Origin of the sequence: Paenibacillus puerhi (assembly GCF_009846885.1) — a bacterium.
Classification (GTDB): Bacteria; Bacillota; Bacilli; order Paenibacillales; family NBRC-103111; genus Paenibacillus_G; species Paenibacillus_G puerhi.
The window spans coordinates 143,839-161,823 of record NZ_WUWM01000015.1; the positions used below are offsets into that span (position 1 = coordinate 143,839).

A 17,985-nucleotide genomic window follows, 5' to 3' on the forward strand; every position below is an offset into this window, starting at 1 on the left:
TGGTTTTGGGCTGTTTCGGACATGGCCCGAAGAAACGATCAATCCCCGCCGCCACCGCAGCTGCTGCAGGATGAGCCGGAAGAGCAGCTCGACGAGGAACCGCCGTTGTCGCTTCCGCCGCCGCTATCGCCATGTCCCCCGTGGTCGGACCGATCATCGTTCCAGTAGGACGACCCGCAAGCGCTGCTGCATGACGAAGAGCCGGATGCCGAAGCAGCGCGCTGCCGGGCCTCCTCCTCCACGAAATGCTGTTCCATCAGCCCTTCGAAGTCCGAGAACTCAGCGACGGAATACATCATGAGCGCGCCGGCCAGATAAGGCATGTACTCCGGAGAGCCCGCAGCGGGCTTGGGAGCGGTATAAGAGGCTCCGGGCTTGGCCGCGGCGGCCTGCTCCATGGCACGCTGGGCCAGAAGGCTGGCCGTTTCCCGAATATCGGTATAACGCTCGATCGCAGACCCGTTAAATCGGCTTGCGATCACCCCAGACGTTGACGCGGTTTGCAGCTCTTCGATGAGCTCACGGCTCAGGGGATAGCGGAAAAAGGGACCCCAGATGAGATTGGAATAAGGAGTAGGCACGAAGAGCTGGGCATATACCCAGTCAAACCAGGCTCTGCCGCCAGGATCAGGCTCGACGTCCTCGCCGCTATGCGGTGCATGATGGATAGTCGATCCGACGAAGTTTTCTCCGAACCGGGTATACTCCCGGGTAAACATCAGCATCTCATGCCAGATGTCATCGACCTCTTCGCTGAACATCGGCACCTCGCGGAGAACGGCGGTCATCAGAAGATACCGTTTAAGCTCCAAAAATTTCCAGTGGAATTCGGCATTGCCCATCGAAGGATGCGCGGTCTTCACGCGGTCTTTGATCTTGGCTGCGTAGGACTCTCCGAGCGCGCGTTCCAGCCGGAGTACAGCGGGCTGCAAGGGGACTAGCTTCTGCAGGCCCAGCGTCTTGGGCAGCGGAGTATTCTTGTAAAGTGGAGGGGAGGGGCGTCTGCGCCTCGATCCGGCGGCGGAGAATCTCTTGATGATTAAAAGCACCATAGCACCCACAAACAGGATAAAAAGGCTGTTGAAAAATCCGGACATGCACATCCTCCTTCAAAATCAATAAGTATATAATTCGTTATAAGCACAGGCACTAGCTTTATCTTACCACAGGTAGAAATAGAGAAGCCTCCTACTTTAGGGATAATCACCCGCCTTATTCGTTCACATTTTGGACACAATTTTTTAAGCATTTTTTCAGCTTCGGTTAAGCTGGGATTATTGTTTGCTCGCTATATTGGGTTTGGCGATTAAAGGGACTGTAAGTTGGAAATGGATGTAGCAAGGATATATGGGACGATAGGGGGTTTTGGCGTGCTTGAGGTCAAACAGGTAAGCAAGCTCTATGAGAACCAACGGGGCGTTCACAGCATTGATTTTGCGATGACGCGCGGGGAAATAGTCGGGTTTCTCGGTCCAAACGGCGCGGGCAAGACGACGACGATGCGGATGATCACCGGCTATCTGAATCCGACTCGCGGATCGATTGCGATCGATGGTCTCCCGATGGCGGAGCATCCGAAGAAGGCGCGGCAGAAGATCGGTTACTTGCCGGAGACGCCGCCGTTGTACCCGGAGATGTCGATCATGTCTTACTTGAAATTTATAGCCGATCTGCGGGATATTCCGGTACGCGAGCAGAAGACGCGAATAGGAGAGGTTATCGAGCGGTTGGGACTTCAGGGGAGAGAGCGGCAAATTATCCGCAGTCTGTCCAAAGGGTATAAGCAGCGGATTGGCCTGGCGCAGGCGATCCTGCATGGCCCCGATCTGCTTGTGCTGGATGAGCCCACCTCGGGGCTCGACCCCAAGCAGATTATCGAAATCCGCCAGCTGATCCGCGAGCTTGGCGAGAATCATACTGTGCTGCTCAGCACGCATATTTTGCCTGAAATCAATGCGCTTTGCAACCGGGTGCTGATTATCCACCAGGGCCGGATCGTGCTGGACGGACAGCCGGAGCGGCTGGCCAGCTCATTGAATGATACCTTCGAAGTATCGCTTGAAGTAAAAGGAGCCCGTGAGACGGTGCTTGCCGAGCTGCGCGGAACGCCGGGCGTAACGGCTGTCCGTGAGCTGGCTGGCGGGCAGGAGGCATTATGGGCGGCTGAGGCCGGGCCGGGAGCTGCTGCGGTTGAGGCGGAGGGAGAGTCTGCGGTCGATCCGGTGACGGCGGAGGACAACGTCAGCTTTGCGGCAGGAGAGGAAGCGGAAGCCGGGGATACGGTGAAGGTCGTAGTCGAATCAGCCGACCGGCAGGATATCCGGGAAGCTTTGTTCTACCGGCTTGCCGAGAAGCGGCTGCCGATCCTGTCTATGAAGAAGGAAAGTCTAAGCCTGGAGGATATTTTCCTGAAGCTGACTACCGACGAGCGGCTGGACGACAGCGCCGGAGCGGCGGGAGACGGTCAGGATGGAGGGGACGGCCCGGCTGCGGCGGGCGCACCGGCAAATCAGGGAGGTGAAACGGATGCGTAGAACGATGGCGATGACGCGCAAGGAGCTTCAGATGTACTTCTACTCCCCGATCGCGTATGCGGCTTTTGCCTTTTTTTTCGTGATCGCGGGCTATTTTTTCAGCGCCAATTTTTTGTATCCCCCTTATGTGGTGGACGTGCGGCCTGTTTTCGGTAATATTACGTTTGTTTTTCTGTTCATCGTTCCACTGCTGACGATGCGGCTGGTCTCCGATGAGCTGAGGCAGGGAACCGATGAGCTGCTGCTCACCTCTCCGATCAGCATCACGGAGATCGTGGTGGGCAAGTATGCCTCCACCTTGGCCGTGCTCGTGCTGCTCGTGGTCGGCAGCCTGCTCTACCCGCTCATTCTGAGCGCCTACGGACCGCTTGATCAGCCGGTGCTCTGGTTGTCTTTTCTAGCTATGTTTCTGGTCGGGGCAGCGATGATGTCCGTCGGTCTGTTCGCCTCCTCCTTGTCCTCCCATCAGATGGTATCGGGCATCGCCTCCTTCGCCATTCTGCTCGTCTTCTGGACGATCGAGTGGCTGGGCGATACGGTAGGCGGCAAGGTGAAGGAGTTTCTGGGCCTCTTCTCGATCGTCGGCAGGGCGGGAGATTTGCAGAAGGGCGTGCTCGATTTTGCCGACGTGTTGTTTTACGTGACATTCGTGCTCGTGTTCCTGCTTCTGAGTATACAGGTGCTGGAGCGCAAGCGCTGGAGATAACAGGCGGGGGGCCGGCTGATAGGGATCGCCGGCGCCGCCCGAGAAGGGGGAGGGGACAAGGTGAACAAGTGGATCCGCGGAACGAATGCGACTGTGCTGTCGCTTGCGGTAATCGGCATTTTTATCGTGCTGACGATCTTTTTGAATTCGGCTAAAAACCTGCAAGTGGATCTAACCGAGAATCGTAAATTTACATTGTCTGATCAAACGAAGCAAACGCTCGATGGGCTCGACAAGGACATCAAGATCATCTCGCTGACGACGACGGATACGAATCCCTACATGAAGCGCGAGGTCGTGGAGCTTGTACAGGAGTACAAGAAGCGCTCCGGTAAAATCATCTTTGAGGAATACGATGCCGTTCAGAACCCGGCAGTGGCCAGGCAGTATGACATAAGCCCGGCGGGAACGCTGGTCGTGGAGGCCGGCGCGCAGAAGAAGACGATGGACTTCTACGACATGTTTTTGCCGAGCCAGGCGAATCCGAACGGATACAGCTTCGCCGGCGAAGAGAAGCTGACGCAGGCGCTGGTCAATCTTGATGTGAAGGAGAAGCGGAAGCTTTACTTTCTGACCGGCCACAACGAGATTCCGCTGGCGGAGATGTCGCTGTGGCGCTCGGGGCTGGAAGAAGCCAATTATGAGGTGCAGGAGCTCAACCTGCTGCGCGAGGGGAAAATACCCGAGGATGCCGAGATGCTGGCCGTGATCGGCCCGGAGAGCGATCTGAGCGACCAAGAGGCGGAGCTGGTCAAAGCATTCCTGTCCGGTAAGGGCAAGCTGTACTTGGCGCTCGGCTTTAATCCCGACATGGCGACCGCCTGGAAAAATATTGACGCCCTCATGTCGGCTTACGGGATCAAGGATCAGCATGCAGTGGCTATCGAGCCGAAGCAGAGCGCTTTGAATAGTCCGCTGAGCATCGTGCCGGAATATAGCGGGCATGAAATCACCCGCAAGCTGCAGGAATACAACCTGCTGACTGTGATGACGCTGGCCGTTACGCTGAATACGGATCAGGCCAATGCCGACTATCCGGCTACGCCGATACTGAGGACGACCGAGGCGGCTTACGGCGAGACCGATCTGAAAACCCTCTCCGCCCAAGGGGCGTCCAAGAAGGATGCTGCGGACGTGGCTGGCCCTCTGAATCTTGGCTATGTCGTCGAGGATAAGGAGAGCAAGCCGAAGGCCGTCGTGCTGGGCGGGTCGACCTTCCTGGTCGACCAGTTCATCCAGATGCAGGGCAATCGCGACTTCGCGCTGAACAGCATCGGCTGGCTGCAGGAACAGGCCGATCAGGTCACGATCCGGCCGCGCGAGGGAGATAACTTGTCTACGGCGATGGTTACCAATGAACAAGCGAACTGGATATTCCTTGGCACCGTTATTTTCTTCCCGCTGTTGTTTCTGCTTACCGGCGGAGCGATCTGGTGGAGGAGGAGAAAAGGATGAAGCGGCTGATCCCGACTATCGTGCTGGTCGTTCTCTGCATCGGCGGCTTCTGGTACGCCTCCAGCCGTGACTTCTTCCGGGAGAAGCCGCCTGAGACGCCGGGACTGGTGACGGTGAAAAAAGACGAGGTGACGGGCTTCACGATCCGCAGCGGTGCATCCGAGATCGTCATGGAGCGCAAGGATGGCGGCTGGACAATGATCCAGCCCTCGCCTCTGCCTCTGACGGCTTACGATGCGGATGCCTGGGTCGATAAATTCGCCTCGCTGAAGAAGGATAAGCTCGTAACGGAGAACGCTGCCGATCTGGGACAGTTCGGCCTGGCCGAGCCGGGGCAGCGTTATACGGTGAAGCTTGCGGGAGGGACCGAGCAGACGCTTGAGGTTGGCGATGCTACGCCAGTAAGCGGATACTCCTATGCGAAGGTCAGCGGCTCGCCCCAAGTGTTCCAGCTGGCGGATGCGACCCTGCAGCAGCTTGCGAAGCAGCCGATCGACTTTATGGAGAAGACGGCGGTTAAGGTGGAGTATGAGAAGGTGCGCTCGCTATCTGTCGATTGGAAGGGTACATCGTGGACACTGACCAAGACGGAGCCTGACAAGTCTTCGTTCGAGGCCAAGTGGAAGCTGGGTGAGCGCGAGCTGCCCGGTGTCGACGCGACCGGTTACATGGACCGTGCGGCTTCACTGATTACGGAGCAGCTCGTGAAGCCGACCGCCGATGTGGAAGGGCTGAATACGCCTGAGCTGCGTTTGTCGCTGAAGCATGCGGGCGATGATGGTAAGGAGACGGATACGGACTACGTGGGCAGAGCCGACGGTGAGCTGGTCTGGATCGCCCGTCAAGGCGGAGAGTGGGCTTACGCCGTACCGGTCGGAGCGGTACAGGAGTTGGCTGACAAAGGCACGGAGCAGCCTGAGTCTGAGGCGTCTCCGCAGGAGGAGGCAGCGCTACAGGACGGAGCGGGGGCGACAACGCCCTAACCTTTTTCTCTATAAAAGGAGTTTGTTTTTAGGAAACGTATAAGCCTTTGGCGCTTGTACGTTTCTTTTTTTTGCCTGTTACGGATTACTAGGGAGAAAGTCCTGGTGGCGGCTGCGGGAGATGTTCGGGTGCTGGAAGGAGGCGAGGGGGAAGCAGCGATTGCCCTCCTGATCGGACTGGGAGAGATAAGGAATGCTAAAGGAAAAATATAAATTGCAATACTGATTCATAAGAACTATAATTTTCCTCGGATTCACGAAAATAAAGTAGGATAATGTCGAAAATGTGGCGGGAAACGGGGGTTCCAAGTTATAAGAGAGAGGTTTTGGCGAAAGTCGTCGGATTTCATAATGTAAAGGGTCACAGCCAGCTAATCCAATTGAATAGGCGAGGTGCAGGAATGAAGTGGTTTGTAAATTTGAAAACAGCCGTAAAGCTTATCTTGGCTTTCGTGAGCGTTGCTCTGATCTTGGCTGCCGTTGGAATCTATGCCTTATTGAACTTGAATGCGATGAAGGATAATCTGGACGAGCTATATACCAATAATCTGATATCGGTACGGGAGATGTCCGCCACCCAGATCGCTTATCAGAATTTGAGGGTGACCGTCCGCGATGCCAGTCTGGCCGGCACGACGTCAGACAGGGAGAAGCTGCTGCTGACGATTCCTGATTTGAAGCAGGACGTTAAAAAACGTATAGACGCCTATCGTTCGACGATCCTGACCCCTCCCGAGCTCGCTGAATTGAGTGTATTCGATGCCGAATGGACCAGTTACGTAAGGGTCTACGACCAAGCTGTTGACCTCCTGCGTGAAGAAGACCAAGCTGATTTTCTGCTATTCCTTAATAAAGATCTCGCTGCCCAAGGAGAGAAGGTCAGAGGCAGCTTGAATCGGTTGATCGATCTGAATGTGAAGCTGGCTGAACAGAAGAACGAAGAGAGCATCGAAGCCTACATAAGCGCCCGTAATATTTTAATTACCGTTATTATCGTATCCTTTATCTTCAGCATCAGCATCGGATATGCGATCGCACAGACTATTGCCCGGCCCCTGGGTCAAATGGTCGCACTGATCAGTCAAATAGCGGAAGGCGATCTTCGCCATAAGATGGAGCGTGATACGAAGGATGAGGTCGGCCAGCTATCCGCTTCGGTCAATCGGATGATCGACAGCCTGAGAGGCTTGATCGGCGGTATTTCCGCCTCTTCTCAGAGTCTGGCGGCAGCGGCCCAGCAAATATCTGCGACATCGGAAGAAGTGGCCGTCGGCAGCTCTACGCAGGCGCAATCCGCACAATCGATCGCAGAGCTGTTCACGGAGCTTTCCACGGCCATCGGCTTTGTCGCCCGAAGCGCCGAGCAGGCGGCTGAGCTGACGGGCCAGACGGTTCAAACGGCGGGCGAAGGCAGTAAGATCGTGGAGGCTTCCATCCAGGGAATGGATAGCGTGAACCGGTCGATTTCCCAGTTGGAGCAGGACTCCTTGAAAATAGGCGAGATCATCGAAGTCATCGATGATATCTCGGATCAGACCAATCTCCTTGCACTCAATGCGGCTATTGAGGCAGCCAGGGCGGGCGATCATGGCCGGGGCTTCGCCGTAGTGGCCGATGAGGTGCGCAAGCTGGCCGAGCGAAGCGTGTCCGCTACCAAGGAAATCTCCGGCATCATCAAGATTATGCAGCAGAACACGAAGCAGAGCGTCTCGGCCGTAGCCGACAGCGTCGCTCAATCCAGGCAGACCGGCGAGGCCTTTGGCCGGATCGCTGCGATGGTGAATGCTTCCTCCGGCAAGGTGAATGAAATTGCCGCCGCTTGCGAAGAGGAGTCTGCTCAAGCCTCCGAGGTTATGCATGCCGTCGATCAAGTTGCGTCATCCAGCCAACAGTCGGCGGCTGCTTCCGAAGAAGCGGCTGCGACCTGCCAGACGCTAGCCAGTCTGGCCGAGGAGCTGAATACGGCCGTTCGTTTGTTCAAGATTGCTTAGCCGGATAGGCGCTGGCGATGGCGGGCAGATGGCTCGCCGGGTCGGTGCCGGCGGGTTCTGAGCTGCAAACGATAGGTTTGGGAGTGGCCCTAACGAGATGTGTTGGGGCTTTGTTGCATGTAAACTTGAGATGAAATAAGATTAACTAGTATCAAAGCCTACTAAGAATTCAATGCCGAGGAGACCTGTATGACAGGAGCTTATTTCATAGACGAACGACGTCAACGTATAGTGGAGCTGCTGCAAGCCCAGGAACGAGTGACCGTGAAGCAGCTCTCGGCTTTGTTCACCGTAACGGAGGATGCGATCCGCAAGGATCTGAGGTATCTGGAAAGCTTGAAGCAGCTGAAGCGAACCTATGGCGGAGCCGTACTTCCTTCCGCCCTTTCTGCGGCTGGCCCCTGTGCGGGTCAGGAGGATTCGGAGCGCAGGCAATCGATCGCCCGGCTTGCCGCCCGATTGATCGAGCCGGGCGATACGATCTTCGCCGAGTCATCCGGCTACACGACGATGCTGCTGCAGGAGATGCCCTCGTTGCCGAACGTTACGGTCGTGACGAACGGCATTCATGGGCTGGCTGAGCTGTCCCGCAAGGCGAAGGTGATTCATATCGGCGGAACAGTGCTTGAGAGGGATGAAGCCTGCTACGGGTTTCATGCTTTGGCAGCCTTGCAGCATTACCATTTCGATAAATGCTTTATGCGGACCTCCGGGGTTGGGACGGATGGGATGGTTACGACATCCCTGCCGGAGACGCAGGAGCTGAAGAGGGCGCTGCTGCCGCTTGCCAAGCATTCGATTCTGTTGGTTGCCGGGGAGCAGTGGGATCGCCAGGACCGCTATCCTGTCGGACATCTGGAGGAATGGAGTACCGTGGTGACGGATTCCCGGGACCCGCACGTTCTTGGCAGGCTGCAGCAGTATGAGGTTCAAGTAATGGCGCCTGAACCCGCAGCCGATTCGGCCAGCTAGAAGGCTATGCGGAAATAGCCGACCTGCGCGGAGAGGGAAGACGCCGCTTGCCTCACACCTCTCGGATCCAGGTATTGGATGACTTGGCGGCAAATCTCGATTCTCTATACCCCTGCCTCTTGAAGAACCGGACGGTTTTTCAAGGGACAGGGGATTTTTTTGTCCATACGCTACATAAATTCCCAATCGCTGGACATCCTACAATTGTCATTAGAGGAAAGGAGGAAATTCCCCCATGTTCAATCAACAACAAGCCGGGGCATCCCAGCAATCCGTCAACTTGGTCAGCTCCAAGGAACTGGCGTATATCTCCGACTGCCTGAAAAACGAAGAGCTGCTGGCCAAGATTGCCGTTCAAGGCGTCGCGGAAAGCCAGAACCAGCAGTTGAAGCAGAAGCTTGCACAGCTGTCTCAGGATCGTTTGCAGAATACGGAGCTTTTGGTCAGAACCCTGCAGCAGCAAACGCAAGTGTCTCATTAAGCTTTCATAGGAGGTGCGCGAGCGCATGTATCAGCCCAATATGGTCCAATCCCACTTTCACTTGAACGAGAAGGACGTCGCCAATCTTGTGCTGTCTGAGTTGAAGCGAGCTGCCCGCGAATATACGACAGCAGCGCTTGAGTCCGAGCATCCGGCGATCCGCCAGATGTTCGTCAACCTTACGCATAGAACGCTGCAGGATCAAGCGGAGCTCTTCGAGGTGCTTACGCAAATCAATGGGTACGGCTCGATCAAGCCGGCCTCCCAGCAGGAGGTTCAACAAGAGCTGCAGCAGCAATACCAAAAGGCCGAGCAGCTTCATATGCTGGTTCAGCAAGCGGTACAAGGGGCTTATTCCACCGGCGGCACGACCCAACAGTCTTCCTACGGGCAACAGCCCGCTTATATGCAGCAGCAAATCTATACCCAGCAGCAAGGTTACGCGCCTGGTCAACAAGCCGGCTATGGGGGCTTCGGCGGGTCGATATCTTCATCGGCGGTGTCAAGCCCGTCCTCAGGAGCGGCATATGCTCTTCCAGGCTACAGCTCCTACAGCAGCCAGAGTCAAGGCTCCGGCATAGGGGGCGGCTCCATGCAGCCTATGTACGGATACAGCTCTTCGGCAACGGGGAGCTCGCTCTCCAGCACCCATAGCTCCGAAGCGCTGGCCTCTAAGAACCAGCAGGAGACGGGGTATAGCTCCTCGTATGGAGCCGGCAGCTCCCGTGCGGGTTCCGGTTCATCGGCCTATTCGGCCGGGAATACGTCGGGATCGTCGGAGTCGCTGGAGGCGAGTGCAACCGGCGGGACGAGCGCCAGCCAAGGCTCAAGCCACAAGTCGTATACGATAACCGACTAAGCGCAGAGGCCCTAGGCGGAGGGGTGGAAAAAGCGATTCCATGCCAACTGTCTGCGTCGTTACACAAACAAAGAAGCCCCCGGCTATTCGGGGGCTTCTTGGACGCTTCCGGCTCGCCTGGAAGGCGGCCGTTTTCTTATACGAACGAGGGTTTGTTATATGTGGCCGTGCTCTCATAGATTAGCGTGTATTCCTTGTCGCCGCCGTCCGGAAAAGGTGCGAGGCCGACTACCGGCTTCTTGTCCTTCGCCGCGGATCGCGGCAGGGAGGCGCGACGAACGGAAGACTTCTCTCCAGGCTTTACGGTTCTGGCTTTAGGCTTGCTCATCGGTATCCCCTCCAAACAGGTAATGTATCGTATCCATCAATTCCTGGTTGTCCTCTTGCAGCCGGATCAAATCATCTTGAGCAATGGTGCGCGTCCCGGATAAATGGACCGTCACAACCAACTCTCTACCTATAGGATAGCATAGCAAATATACCTTGACAACATGCTGCCCGTACAGGCAAAACTGGGTTTTACCGCTGATGTAGGCGTTTACGACGAAGATGCGGGAGGCTCCATCACTGCGCGGCTCCTCATCGAACGCATAGTAGCGTCCCCGTCCGACATTGCCCGCTACCTGCCGAATGCCGGCCGAGCCTTCGGCCTTCCAGACCGCTGCTCCGGTTACCTTATACCCGGTGAGCGCAGCGGGATTATAGGCATTCCGTAGCGCCTCATATAGTCCGTTATAAGGGACTTCCCCCTCGACCCTGCCTTTCTTGTGAAGCTCGATGAAAAAATGGAGCAGCGATTGCTTCCGGTCCAGTTCAGCCCTAGCTCTCTCCAGTTCCAGGGCCGGATCGGCGAAAGCGCCCAGCTTCTCTATCCGCCCGACAATTTCGTCGCAGGCGACATTGACGGCTGCCGTATAATTGCCGTCCGTACGGATTTCGTAGGTTAGCACCGTAAGTCCCTGCAGATCCGAAGGGATATGGAACTGATCGATTTCTATATTATGTCTATGCGAAGGAACACGCTCCGGAACCAGATAAAATACCCGATCCCGCCGTAATTTCCCCCAAAACAACCCCATTTCGAAAAGCGTATTGTCCCGCGGGGACAAGTACACTTTATCTCTCATATGAACGACATCGTCGGGGGAAAAGACGAAGACCGCAAAATCCGTTGCATGCAGACGCCGCTCCAGGCTCTCCATGGTGGAATGATTCGCTTCAAAGGTGCCGGCATGCCAAGGCGTGACCTCGGCATGGTAGCCGAGCAGGCGGTGGAGCGCATTTACATATTTGATCGTTTCGCGTGCCGATCCGATAAACAGTTTAGATTTTTCCATAGCCGCTTCCATTCCCCTTTTTTAGCTCGATTTCCACTCTCTTCCTAGTAGTATAGCAAACGTTCCAGGCTGCCGCCATGGACTGAATATGATAGCTTGAAGTCGTGAAGCGTATACTTTTTCGGATTTGACCCATAATACGAAAAAAACGCCAACGGAGGTCTTTCGCAGATGAGAATAAAAACCATACTGGCCTTAGCGCTGGCGGCCTCCCTGTTTGCTGCGGCCGGCTGCCAATCGCGCCAGTCGGATGACGCCGCAGACAGGGTCAAAATGCAGCGGACGGTTGGTCGCGAACGGCTGCTCCAGACGATGGACCAGATCTCAGCGCCATCGATGGCCCCTAGCATCATGGAGCAATCGGACGAACAGATCGTCACCTGGGTCAAGCAGATCGACGACTGGACGCATCAAGTGCTCTCCTCCCCGGTGACGGGCGAGATCGATCGTTATGCGATGGAAGAGATGCGCAAGCGTCTGAGCCAGCTGTATACCCGCGACATGGCCGACCGCCAGATCGCTTATTTTTATCGCCACAATGGACAGCTTGGCACGTATCAGGCCTACAGCACCAAGGCTATGCTCGGCTTGCGGAGCGAGTGGGGACAATATGAACTGAAAAAAAGCCGGGGCGAGAACGGCACGTACCATCTTAATCTGAAAGGAACGAATGTGCAGCAGGGCACGGCCAGATCCGCCATGCAGCATGAATCGGCTTACCGTCTTGAGAGAGATCGGCTCATCATTACGGAATTTAAAACCTCTTCCTGATGAAATATAGCTTATCCAAGCAGAACGAGCGTCCTCATGAGCCGTTCTGCTTTCTTTTTCCCGGAAAATTTGATAAAATTCGAACATATATTCCCGTCGATAGGGGCGAGAATGCCGAGGACCGAAAGGGTGTTATATCCAATCCCCCTTTCATTGACAGGCCTTCTGCCTGTAGCATAGACTACTTGTAGAAGGAAGGACAGGGGGCTTTTTTTGTGCATGTGCGAATGGAGCAGTGGAGGCATGTTTTTAAACTGGACCCCGACCGTGAGCTTGCGGACGAGGCGCTTGAGCGTGTCTGTTTGTCGGGCACGGATGCGATTATGGTCGGAGGCTCATCCGGCGTGACGTTCGACAATACAGTGGATCTGCTTGCGCGTATCCGGCGTTATGAGGTGCCATGCGTGCTGGAAGTATCCGAGCAGGAGGCTATCGTGCCGGGCTTTGATCTATTTTTAATCCCTGTCGTGCTGAATGCGAAGGATCCCGATTGGATCGTCGGCCGTCAGCATCAAGCGCTGAAGGAGTACGGGGCTTTGATGGACTGGCAGCAGGTCGTTACGGAAGGCTACATTATATTGAATGGCGACTCGACGGCGGCCAGAGTGACGAAGGCCGATGCCCGGCTGGATGCGAAGGACGTGGAGGCGTATGCCCGCCTGGCGGACAAGCTGTTCCGTTGTCCGATCGTTTATATGGAATATAGCGGTACTTACGGCGATATGGAGCTGGTGAGGCGAGTCCGAAGCATCGTCGGCCAGTCCAGGCTGTTCTATGGGGGCGGCGTGGACGGTCCGCAGAAAGCAAGAGAAGCCGCTGCATGCGCGCATACCGTTGTGGTCGGCAACGCTGTTTACCGCGACCTGGAACGGGCGCTGGCTACGGTCCAGGCCGTTAAGGAAACCGTGTAGAAAAGGAAGTGCTACGATGAACCAACCTGTTGATATACACCAAGCGATATTGAAGCTCAATCCCCCTCAGCGGCGCGCCGTGGAGACGGTAGACGGCCCGCTGCTGATCATGGCGGGAGCGGGGAGCGGCAAGACCCGCGTTCTGACGCATCGGATCGCCTATCTGATCGGTACGCGCCGTGCCGCGCCGTGGAGTATTCTGGCGATTACGTTTACGAATAAGGCGGCGCGCGAGATGCAGGAGCGCGTAAGCGCTCTGGTCGGCCCGCAGGGCCAGGACATTTGGGTGTCCACCTTTCACTCCATGTGCGTGCGTATTTTAAGAAAGGATATCGCTCGGATCGGCTTTACCTCGAACTTTACCATCCTCGATTCCGGAGACCAGCTATCCGTCATCAAGAACTGTATGAAGGAGCTTAATATCGATACCAAGAAGTTCGAGCCGAAGGCTGTTCAGGCGGCGATGGGCAATGCCAAGAATGAGCTGCTTACGCCGGAGAAGTTCGAGCAGAAGATCGGTGATTATTTTGACGGCATTGTCGCCAAGGTGTACACGCTCTATCAGAAGAAGCTCAGAGCCAACAATTCGCTCGACTTCGACGATCTGATCATGACCACGATCGATTTGTTCCAGCGCGAGCCCCAGGTGCTGGAGTTTTATCAGAACAAATTCCAATATATCCACGTGGACGAGTACCAGGATACGAACCGGGCGCAGTATATGATTTGCCGGATGCTGGCGGATAAGCATAAGCGTATTTGCGTCGTAGGCGACAGCGATCAGTCTATCTACCGCTGGCGCGGGGCGGATATAAGCAATATTCTCGATTTTGAGAAGGATTATCCCCATGCGACGACGATTCTGCTGGAGCAGAACTACCGCTCCACCTCCAATATTTTGAACGCTGCCAACAAGGTGATCGCCAACAACGGGGGGCGCAAAGCCAAAAATCTGTGGACCGACAAAGGGGAAGGCCAGAAGATCAGACTGTATCAGGCCGACTCGGAGCATGAGGAAGGGTACTATATTACCGGGCAGATCCGTAAAAATGTGGACCAGGGCGGACGGCGCTTTAAGGACCATGCCATTCTGTACCGTACGAACGCCCAGTCGCGGGTCGTGGAGGAAATTCTGATCAAGTCGGATATCCCCTATCAGATCGTCGGCGGCGTGAAGTTCTATGATCGCAAAGAGATCAAGGATATTTTGGCCTATCTGCGGCTTGTCTCCAATCCGGATGACGATGTCAGCTTCCGCCGGATCGTCAATGTTCCCAAGCGGGGGATCGGCGATACGACGATCGATAAGCTCGCCGCTTCCGCTGCGCAGTTCGGCGTTTCATTATTTGCTATGCTCGAAAACGTCGACAGCCTGGAGCTGGGAGCGAAGGCGCGGAATGCGCTGAACGAGTTCCGGGAGATGATCGAGAACCTGTACCGGATGGTCGATTATTTATCGGTGACCGAATTAACGGAGAAAATGCTTGAACTGTCCGCATATCGGGAAGAACTGAAGAGAGAGAACTCGATCGAATCCCAGGCGCGTCTGGAGAATATCGATGAGTTTCTGTCCGTTACGCAGGAGTTTGAGAAACGCAACGAGGATAAAACGCTGGTTTCCTTCCTCACGGATCTGGCGCTGATCGCCGATATCGACTCGATGAATGATGATCCGGAGGCGGGGAAGCATGGCGTCGTGCTGATGACGATGCACAGCGCCAAGGGCTTGGAGTTCCCTGTGGTGTTTATCGTGGGTCTGGAAGAAGGGGTATTCCCTCATTCCCGTGCTCTGATGGACAATGAGGAGCTGGAAGAAGAGCGCCGGCTCGCCTATGTCGGCATCACCCGTGCCGAGCAGGAGCTTTATCTGACGTGCGCCCGGATGCGCACGCTCTTCGGCCGGACGGCAGCGAATGCGCCGTCCCGGTTCCTGCACGAGCTGCCGCCGGAGCTCGTGGAGAATGCCCGCAGCGCAAGCGCGGGCGGATTAGCGCCGCGCTGCGGCAATGGCGGCGGTGCCGCGTGGGATCGCGGCGAGCGCCGCTTCGGCAGCGCCGGAGGGTTCAAGGGCGGCGCGGCAGCAGCGCCAAGCGCCGCCAGACCTGGCGCGGCGAGCGGCGTGACCTTCCGCACCGGCAGCGGGACGGGCGGCGTCTCAGCTGGAGCTGCTGCCGCGGCGAAGGGGCTCGACTTTGGCATGGGCGATAAAGTCAAGCACGGCAAGTGGGGAACAGGCACCATTGTGGCCGTGAAGGGGTCGGGTGACGATACGGAGCTGCAGATCGCCTTCCCGGCGCCGGTCGGAGTCAAGCGGCTGCTTGCCAAATTCGCCCCGATCGAGAAGGTATAACTATCTCATTACGAGAGGACGAATGAGTATGCCGACGAAGCCGGATCCTATGGAAACGATGCAGGCTCTGATTGAAGAGATCAATAAGCATAATTATCAATATTACACGCTCGATGAGCCAACCATCAGCGATGCCGAGTGGGATGCGTTGTATGCCAAGCTGATCCAGTTGGAGGAAGAAACGGGTACGGTTCTGCCCCACTCGCCTACCGGGCGCGTAGGCTTTCAGCTGCTCAAGGGGTTTGAGCCGCACCGCCATCTGGCACGTCTGTGGAGTTTGGACAAGGCACAGAATCATGAGGATTTGCTGACCTGGCACAACCGGGCCCAGAAGCTGGTTAACGAGTACAATGCACAAAACCCGGAACAGCCGCTCCCTCCGTTGTCCTTCGTCATCGAGCTGAAATTCGACGGGCTGACGCTGAATCTGACCTATGACAAGGGCGAGCTTGTTCAGGCCGCTACGCGAGGCAGCGGAGTGGTTGGCGAAGGAATTTTGGCCCAGGTGAAGACGATCAAGTCCGTCCCCTTGCGCATTCCATATACGGAGGGCATTCTTGAGGTCCAGGGCGAAGGGCTTATGAATCTATCCGTTCTGGAGAAATACAACGAAACGGCCGCCGAACCGCTCAAGAACGCGCGCAACGCTGCCGCCGGAGCGCTTCGCAACCTGAACCCTAGGGTAACCTCGGAACGGCGCTTGAACGCTTATTTCTACAATATCGGGTATGCCGATAACCTCCGTTTTCAAGATCATCGGGAGATGGTCGAGTTTCTGCGGGACAATCAATTCAAGGTCAGTCCCTACGTTAAATTCGTAGAAACGATAGACGAGGTTGAGGAAGAGCTGCAAAACCTTGTTTCTATGCGCAATACATTGGATTTCCTGATCGACGGTATGGTGGTCAAAATCAGCGATATGCGTACGCGCGACGTGCTGGGGTATACGGATAAGTTTCCACGCTGGGCTGTTGCATATAAGTTCGAAGCGGAAGAAGCGGTCACGACGCTACTTGAGGTGGGCTGGAATGTTGGCCGGACCGGCAAAGTGACTCCGACTGCACGCGTGGAGGCGGTAGACATCGCGGGCGTTACCGTCCAGAACTGTACGCTGAATAATATGGATGATATTGTCCGGAAAAATCTGACGCATGCGCTGGGCAGCCTGATTTACATCCGCCGCTCTAACGACGTGATCCCGGAGATTCTCGGCAAGGTGACGGAAGAGGCTGACGGGGAGGAGATAACCGCTCCTACCGAGTGCCCGTCCTGCGGCCATACTTTAGAGTTCCGCGGCGTTCATTTGTTCTGCCCGAACCGGCTGGACTGTCGTCCGCAGCTCGTAGCGCGTCTGGTCCACTTTGCCTCCCGCGATGCTATGGACATCGAAACGTTCAGTGAGAAGACAGCGGAGCAGCTATACGGAGAGCTGGACGTCCGCGATCCGTCCGATCTCTACTATCTGGTGTTCGATGACTTGGTGAAGCTTGACCGTTTCGGCAAGAAGAAGGCAGAAAATCTGCTCGCCGCGCTCGAGAAAAGCAAGACGCCCGATCTTGCGTCCTTCTTGTTTGCCCTTGGCATCCCGAACACAGGCAAGACGACGACCAAGGAGCTTGCAGACCATTACAGGTCGCTTGACCGATTGAAAGAGGCAACGGCCGAGGAACTGGTTACGATACCGGATATAGGGGGTATCGTGGCTGACAGCATCGTCCGTTTCTTTCAGGACGAAGCGATGCAGCGTATGATCGAGCGGCTGCTCGCCGCAGGCGTAACGCCCGTAAGTGAGGAAGCGACTGCCGCCGTCGTCGATGAAAGCAATCCGTTCTATAGGAAAACCGTGGTTTTGACCGGCACGCTTCAATCCATGGGACGGGATGAGTGCGCCAAAAGGCTGGAGCAGCTGGGAGCCAAAGTGACCGGCAGTGTGTCGAAGAAAACGGATATCGTGATCGCCGGGGAAAGCGCCGGCAGCAAGCTGACCAAAGCTCAGGAGCTGGGCATCCGCGTCATTGACGATGAACAGGAGCTGCTGCAGCTGCTTGGCATGGATAAGCTGTAGCGGTGGTGCCAGCCCAAAAGAGACCTTGCCGCTGACGGGAAAAGACTGTCGGCGGCGCGTCTCCTTTTTTATTGGAACGGAAGGCCGATGGAGTCGGTATTCACTATCCTGAAGCTCTAAGAATTGCTTTAAAATAGCAGTTGCAATTTACCCCCGATCTGTGATAAATTATTGCTTGTCGCCGCAAAATGGGCAGATTCGGAATTGAGTAAGTCCGAGCGGTCACAAAGTAAAGTTATGCTTGCAATGTCCGTCAATAAATGATAAGATACGATCTTGTCACGGCAAAACATTGTCGTTATTGATAAGCTTGCAGACGTGACGAAAGCTCTTTGAAAACTGAACAAAATGAGACGAAATGCTAAGCGTTATACAAGTATTGAGCTTAATCGATCTTTTCGATAAACTAGCGCTTCGGTCGGCTTAGGCTGACGGGAGATGCGAACCTTAATGGAGAGTTTGATCCTGGCTCAGGACGAACGCTGGCGGCGTGCCTAATACATGCAAGTCGAGCGGACTTATTCCTTCGGGGATGGGTTAGCGGCGGACGGGTGAGTAACACGTAGGCAA

15 protein-coding genes and 1 rRNA gene are annotated in these 17,985 nt (G+C 55.7%); 13 read left to right on the forward strand and 3 right to left on the reverse strand.

The features are described 5' to 3' along the window. Window positions 1-38: 38 nt before the first annotated feature. Window positions 39-1,097, reverse strand: coding sequence for a glycine-rich domain-containing protein (locus GSF01_RS15360; protein ID WP_159885498.1), 1,059 nt, complete (start codon window positions 1,095-1,097; stop codon window positions 39-41). Window positions 1,098-1,370: 273 nt separating this feature from the next. Between GSF01_RS15360 and GSF01_RS15365 the strand changes: the two genes are divergently transcribed. From GSF01_RS15365 to GSF01_RS15400, 8 genes are all read left to right on the forward strand, one after another. Then, the gene (locus tag GSF01_RS15365; RefSeq protein ID WP_159885500.1) at window positions 1,371-2,534 is read left to right on the forward strand and encodes an ABC transporter ATP-binding protein; all 1,164 of its coding nucleotides are present in this window, start codon (window positions 1,371-1,373) and stop codon (window positions 2,532-2,534) included. Beyond that, window positions 2,527-3,240 (forward strand): ABC transporter permease subunit, encoded by a 714-nt coding sequence (locus GSF01_RS15370; protein WP_159885502.1) that lies wholly within the window; start codon window positions 2,527-2,529, stop codon window positions 3,238-3,240. Before GSF01_RS15365 ends, GSF01_RS15370 begins: the two co-directional genes overlap by 8 nt. A gap of 60 nt (window positions 3,241-3,300) precedes the next feature. Next, the gene (locus GSF01_RS15375) at window positions 3,301-4,695 is read left to right on the forward strand and encodes a GldG family protein (RefSeq protein ID WP_159885504.1); all 1,395 of its coding nucleotides are present in this window, start codon (window positions 3,301-3,303) and stop codon (window positions 4,693-4,695) included. Beyond that, complete coding sequence (locus tag GSF01_RS15380) at window positions 4,692-5,678, forward strand: DUF4340 domain-containing protein (protein ID WP_159885506.1); 987 nt, start codon at window positions 4,692-4,694, stop codon at window positions 5,676-5,678. Before GSF01_RS15375 ends, GSF01_RS15380 begins: the two co-directional genes overlap by 4 nt. A gap of 401 nt (window positions 5,679-6,079) precedes the next feature. Beyond that, window positions 6,080-7,669 (forward strand): methyl-accepting chemotaxis protein, encoded by a 1,590-nt coding sequence (locus GSF01_RS15385; RefSeq protein WP_159885508.1) that lies wholly within the window; start codon window positions 6,080-6,082, stop codon window positions 7,667-7,669. A 189-nt stretch (window positions 7,670-7,858) separates the two neighbouring features. Next, window positions 7,859-8,641: a DeoR/GlpR family DNA-binding transcription regulator gene (locus GSF01_RS15390; protein WP_159885510.1), complete on the forward strand. Its 783-nt coding sequence runs from the start codon at window positions 7,859-7,861 to the stop codon at window positions 8,639-8,641. 235 nt (window positions 8,642-8,876) lie between these two features. Next, complete coding sequence (locus GSF01_RS15395; protein WP_159885512.1) at window positions 8,877-9,122, forward strand: hypothetical protein; 246 nt, start codon at window positions 8,877-8,879, stop codon at window positions 9,120-9,122. 25 nt (window positions 9,123-9,147) lie between these two features. Continuing rightward, on the forward strand, window positions 9,148-9,981 hold the full coding sequence (locus GSF01_RS15400; RefSeq protein WP_159885514.1) for a spore coat protein: 834 nt from the start codon (window positions 9,148-9,150) through the stop codon (window positions 9,979-9,981). A gap of 136 nt (window positions 9,982-10,117) precedes the next feature. Here the strand turns inward: GSF01_RS15400 and GSF01_RS15405 are convergent, their stop codons facing one another. Both GSF01_RS15405 and GSF01_RS15410 read right to left on the reverse strand, forming a co-directional pair. After that, on the reverse strand, window positions 10,118-10,309 hold the full coding sequence (locus GSF01_RS15405; RefSeq protein WP_159885516.1) for a hypothetical protein: 192 nt from the start codon (window positions 10,307-10,309) through the stop codon (window positions 10,118-10,120). Then, a complete protein-coding gene (locus tag GSF01_RS15410; RefSeq protein ID WP_235941527.1) occupies window positions 10,296-11,318 on the reverse strand; it encodes a TIR domain-containing protein in 1,023 nt (340 codons plus the stop codon). The genes GSF01_RS15405 and GSF01_RS15410 overlap by 14 nt, the downstream gene beginning before the upstream one ends. Window positions 11,319-11,489: 171 nt before the next feature. Here GSF01_RS15410 and GSF01_RS15415 point away from each other — a divergent pair, with 171 nt between their 5' ends. The 5 genes from GSF01_RS15415 to GSF01_RS15435 all read left to right on the forward strand — a co-directional run. Beyond that, window positions 11,490-12,089, forward strand: a complete 600-nt coding sequence (locus GSF01_RS15415; protein WP_235941528.1) for a hypothetical protein — start codon at window positions 11,490-11,492, stop codon at window positions 12,087-12,089. A gap of 227 nt (window positions 12,090-12,316) precedes the next feature. Further along, the gene (pcrB, locus tag GSF01_RS15420) at window positions 12,317-13,000 is read left to right on the forward strand and encodes a heptaprenylglyceryl phosphate synthase (protein ID WP_201305408.1); all 684 of its coding nucleotides are present in this window, start codon (window positions 12,317-12,319) and stop codon (window positions 12,998-13,000) included. Window positions 13,001-13,016: 16 nt separating this feature from the next. Further along, a complete protein-coding gene (gene pcrA / locus GSF01_RS15425; protein WP_159885537.1) occupies window positions 13,017-15,350 on the forward strand; it encodes a DNA helicase PcrA in 2,334 nt (777 codons plus the stop codon). 28 nt (window positions 15,351-15,378) lie between these two features. Then, window positions 15,379-17,415, forward strand: a complete 2,037-nt coding sequence (ligA, locus tag GSF01_RS15430) for an NAD-dependent DNA ligase LigA (protein ID WP_235941529.1) — start codon at window positions 15,379-15,381, stop codon at window positions 17,413-17,415. A gap of 447 nt (window positions 17,416-17,862) precedes the next feature. Continuing rightward, window positions 17,863-17,985: ribosomal RNA gene (locus GSF01_RS15435) — 16S ribosomal RNA — on the forward strand; the annotation flags it as partial.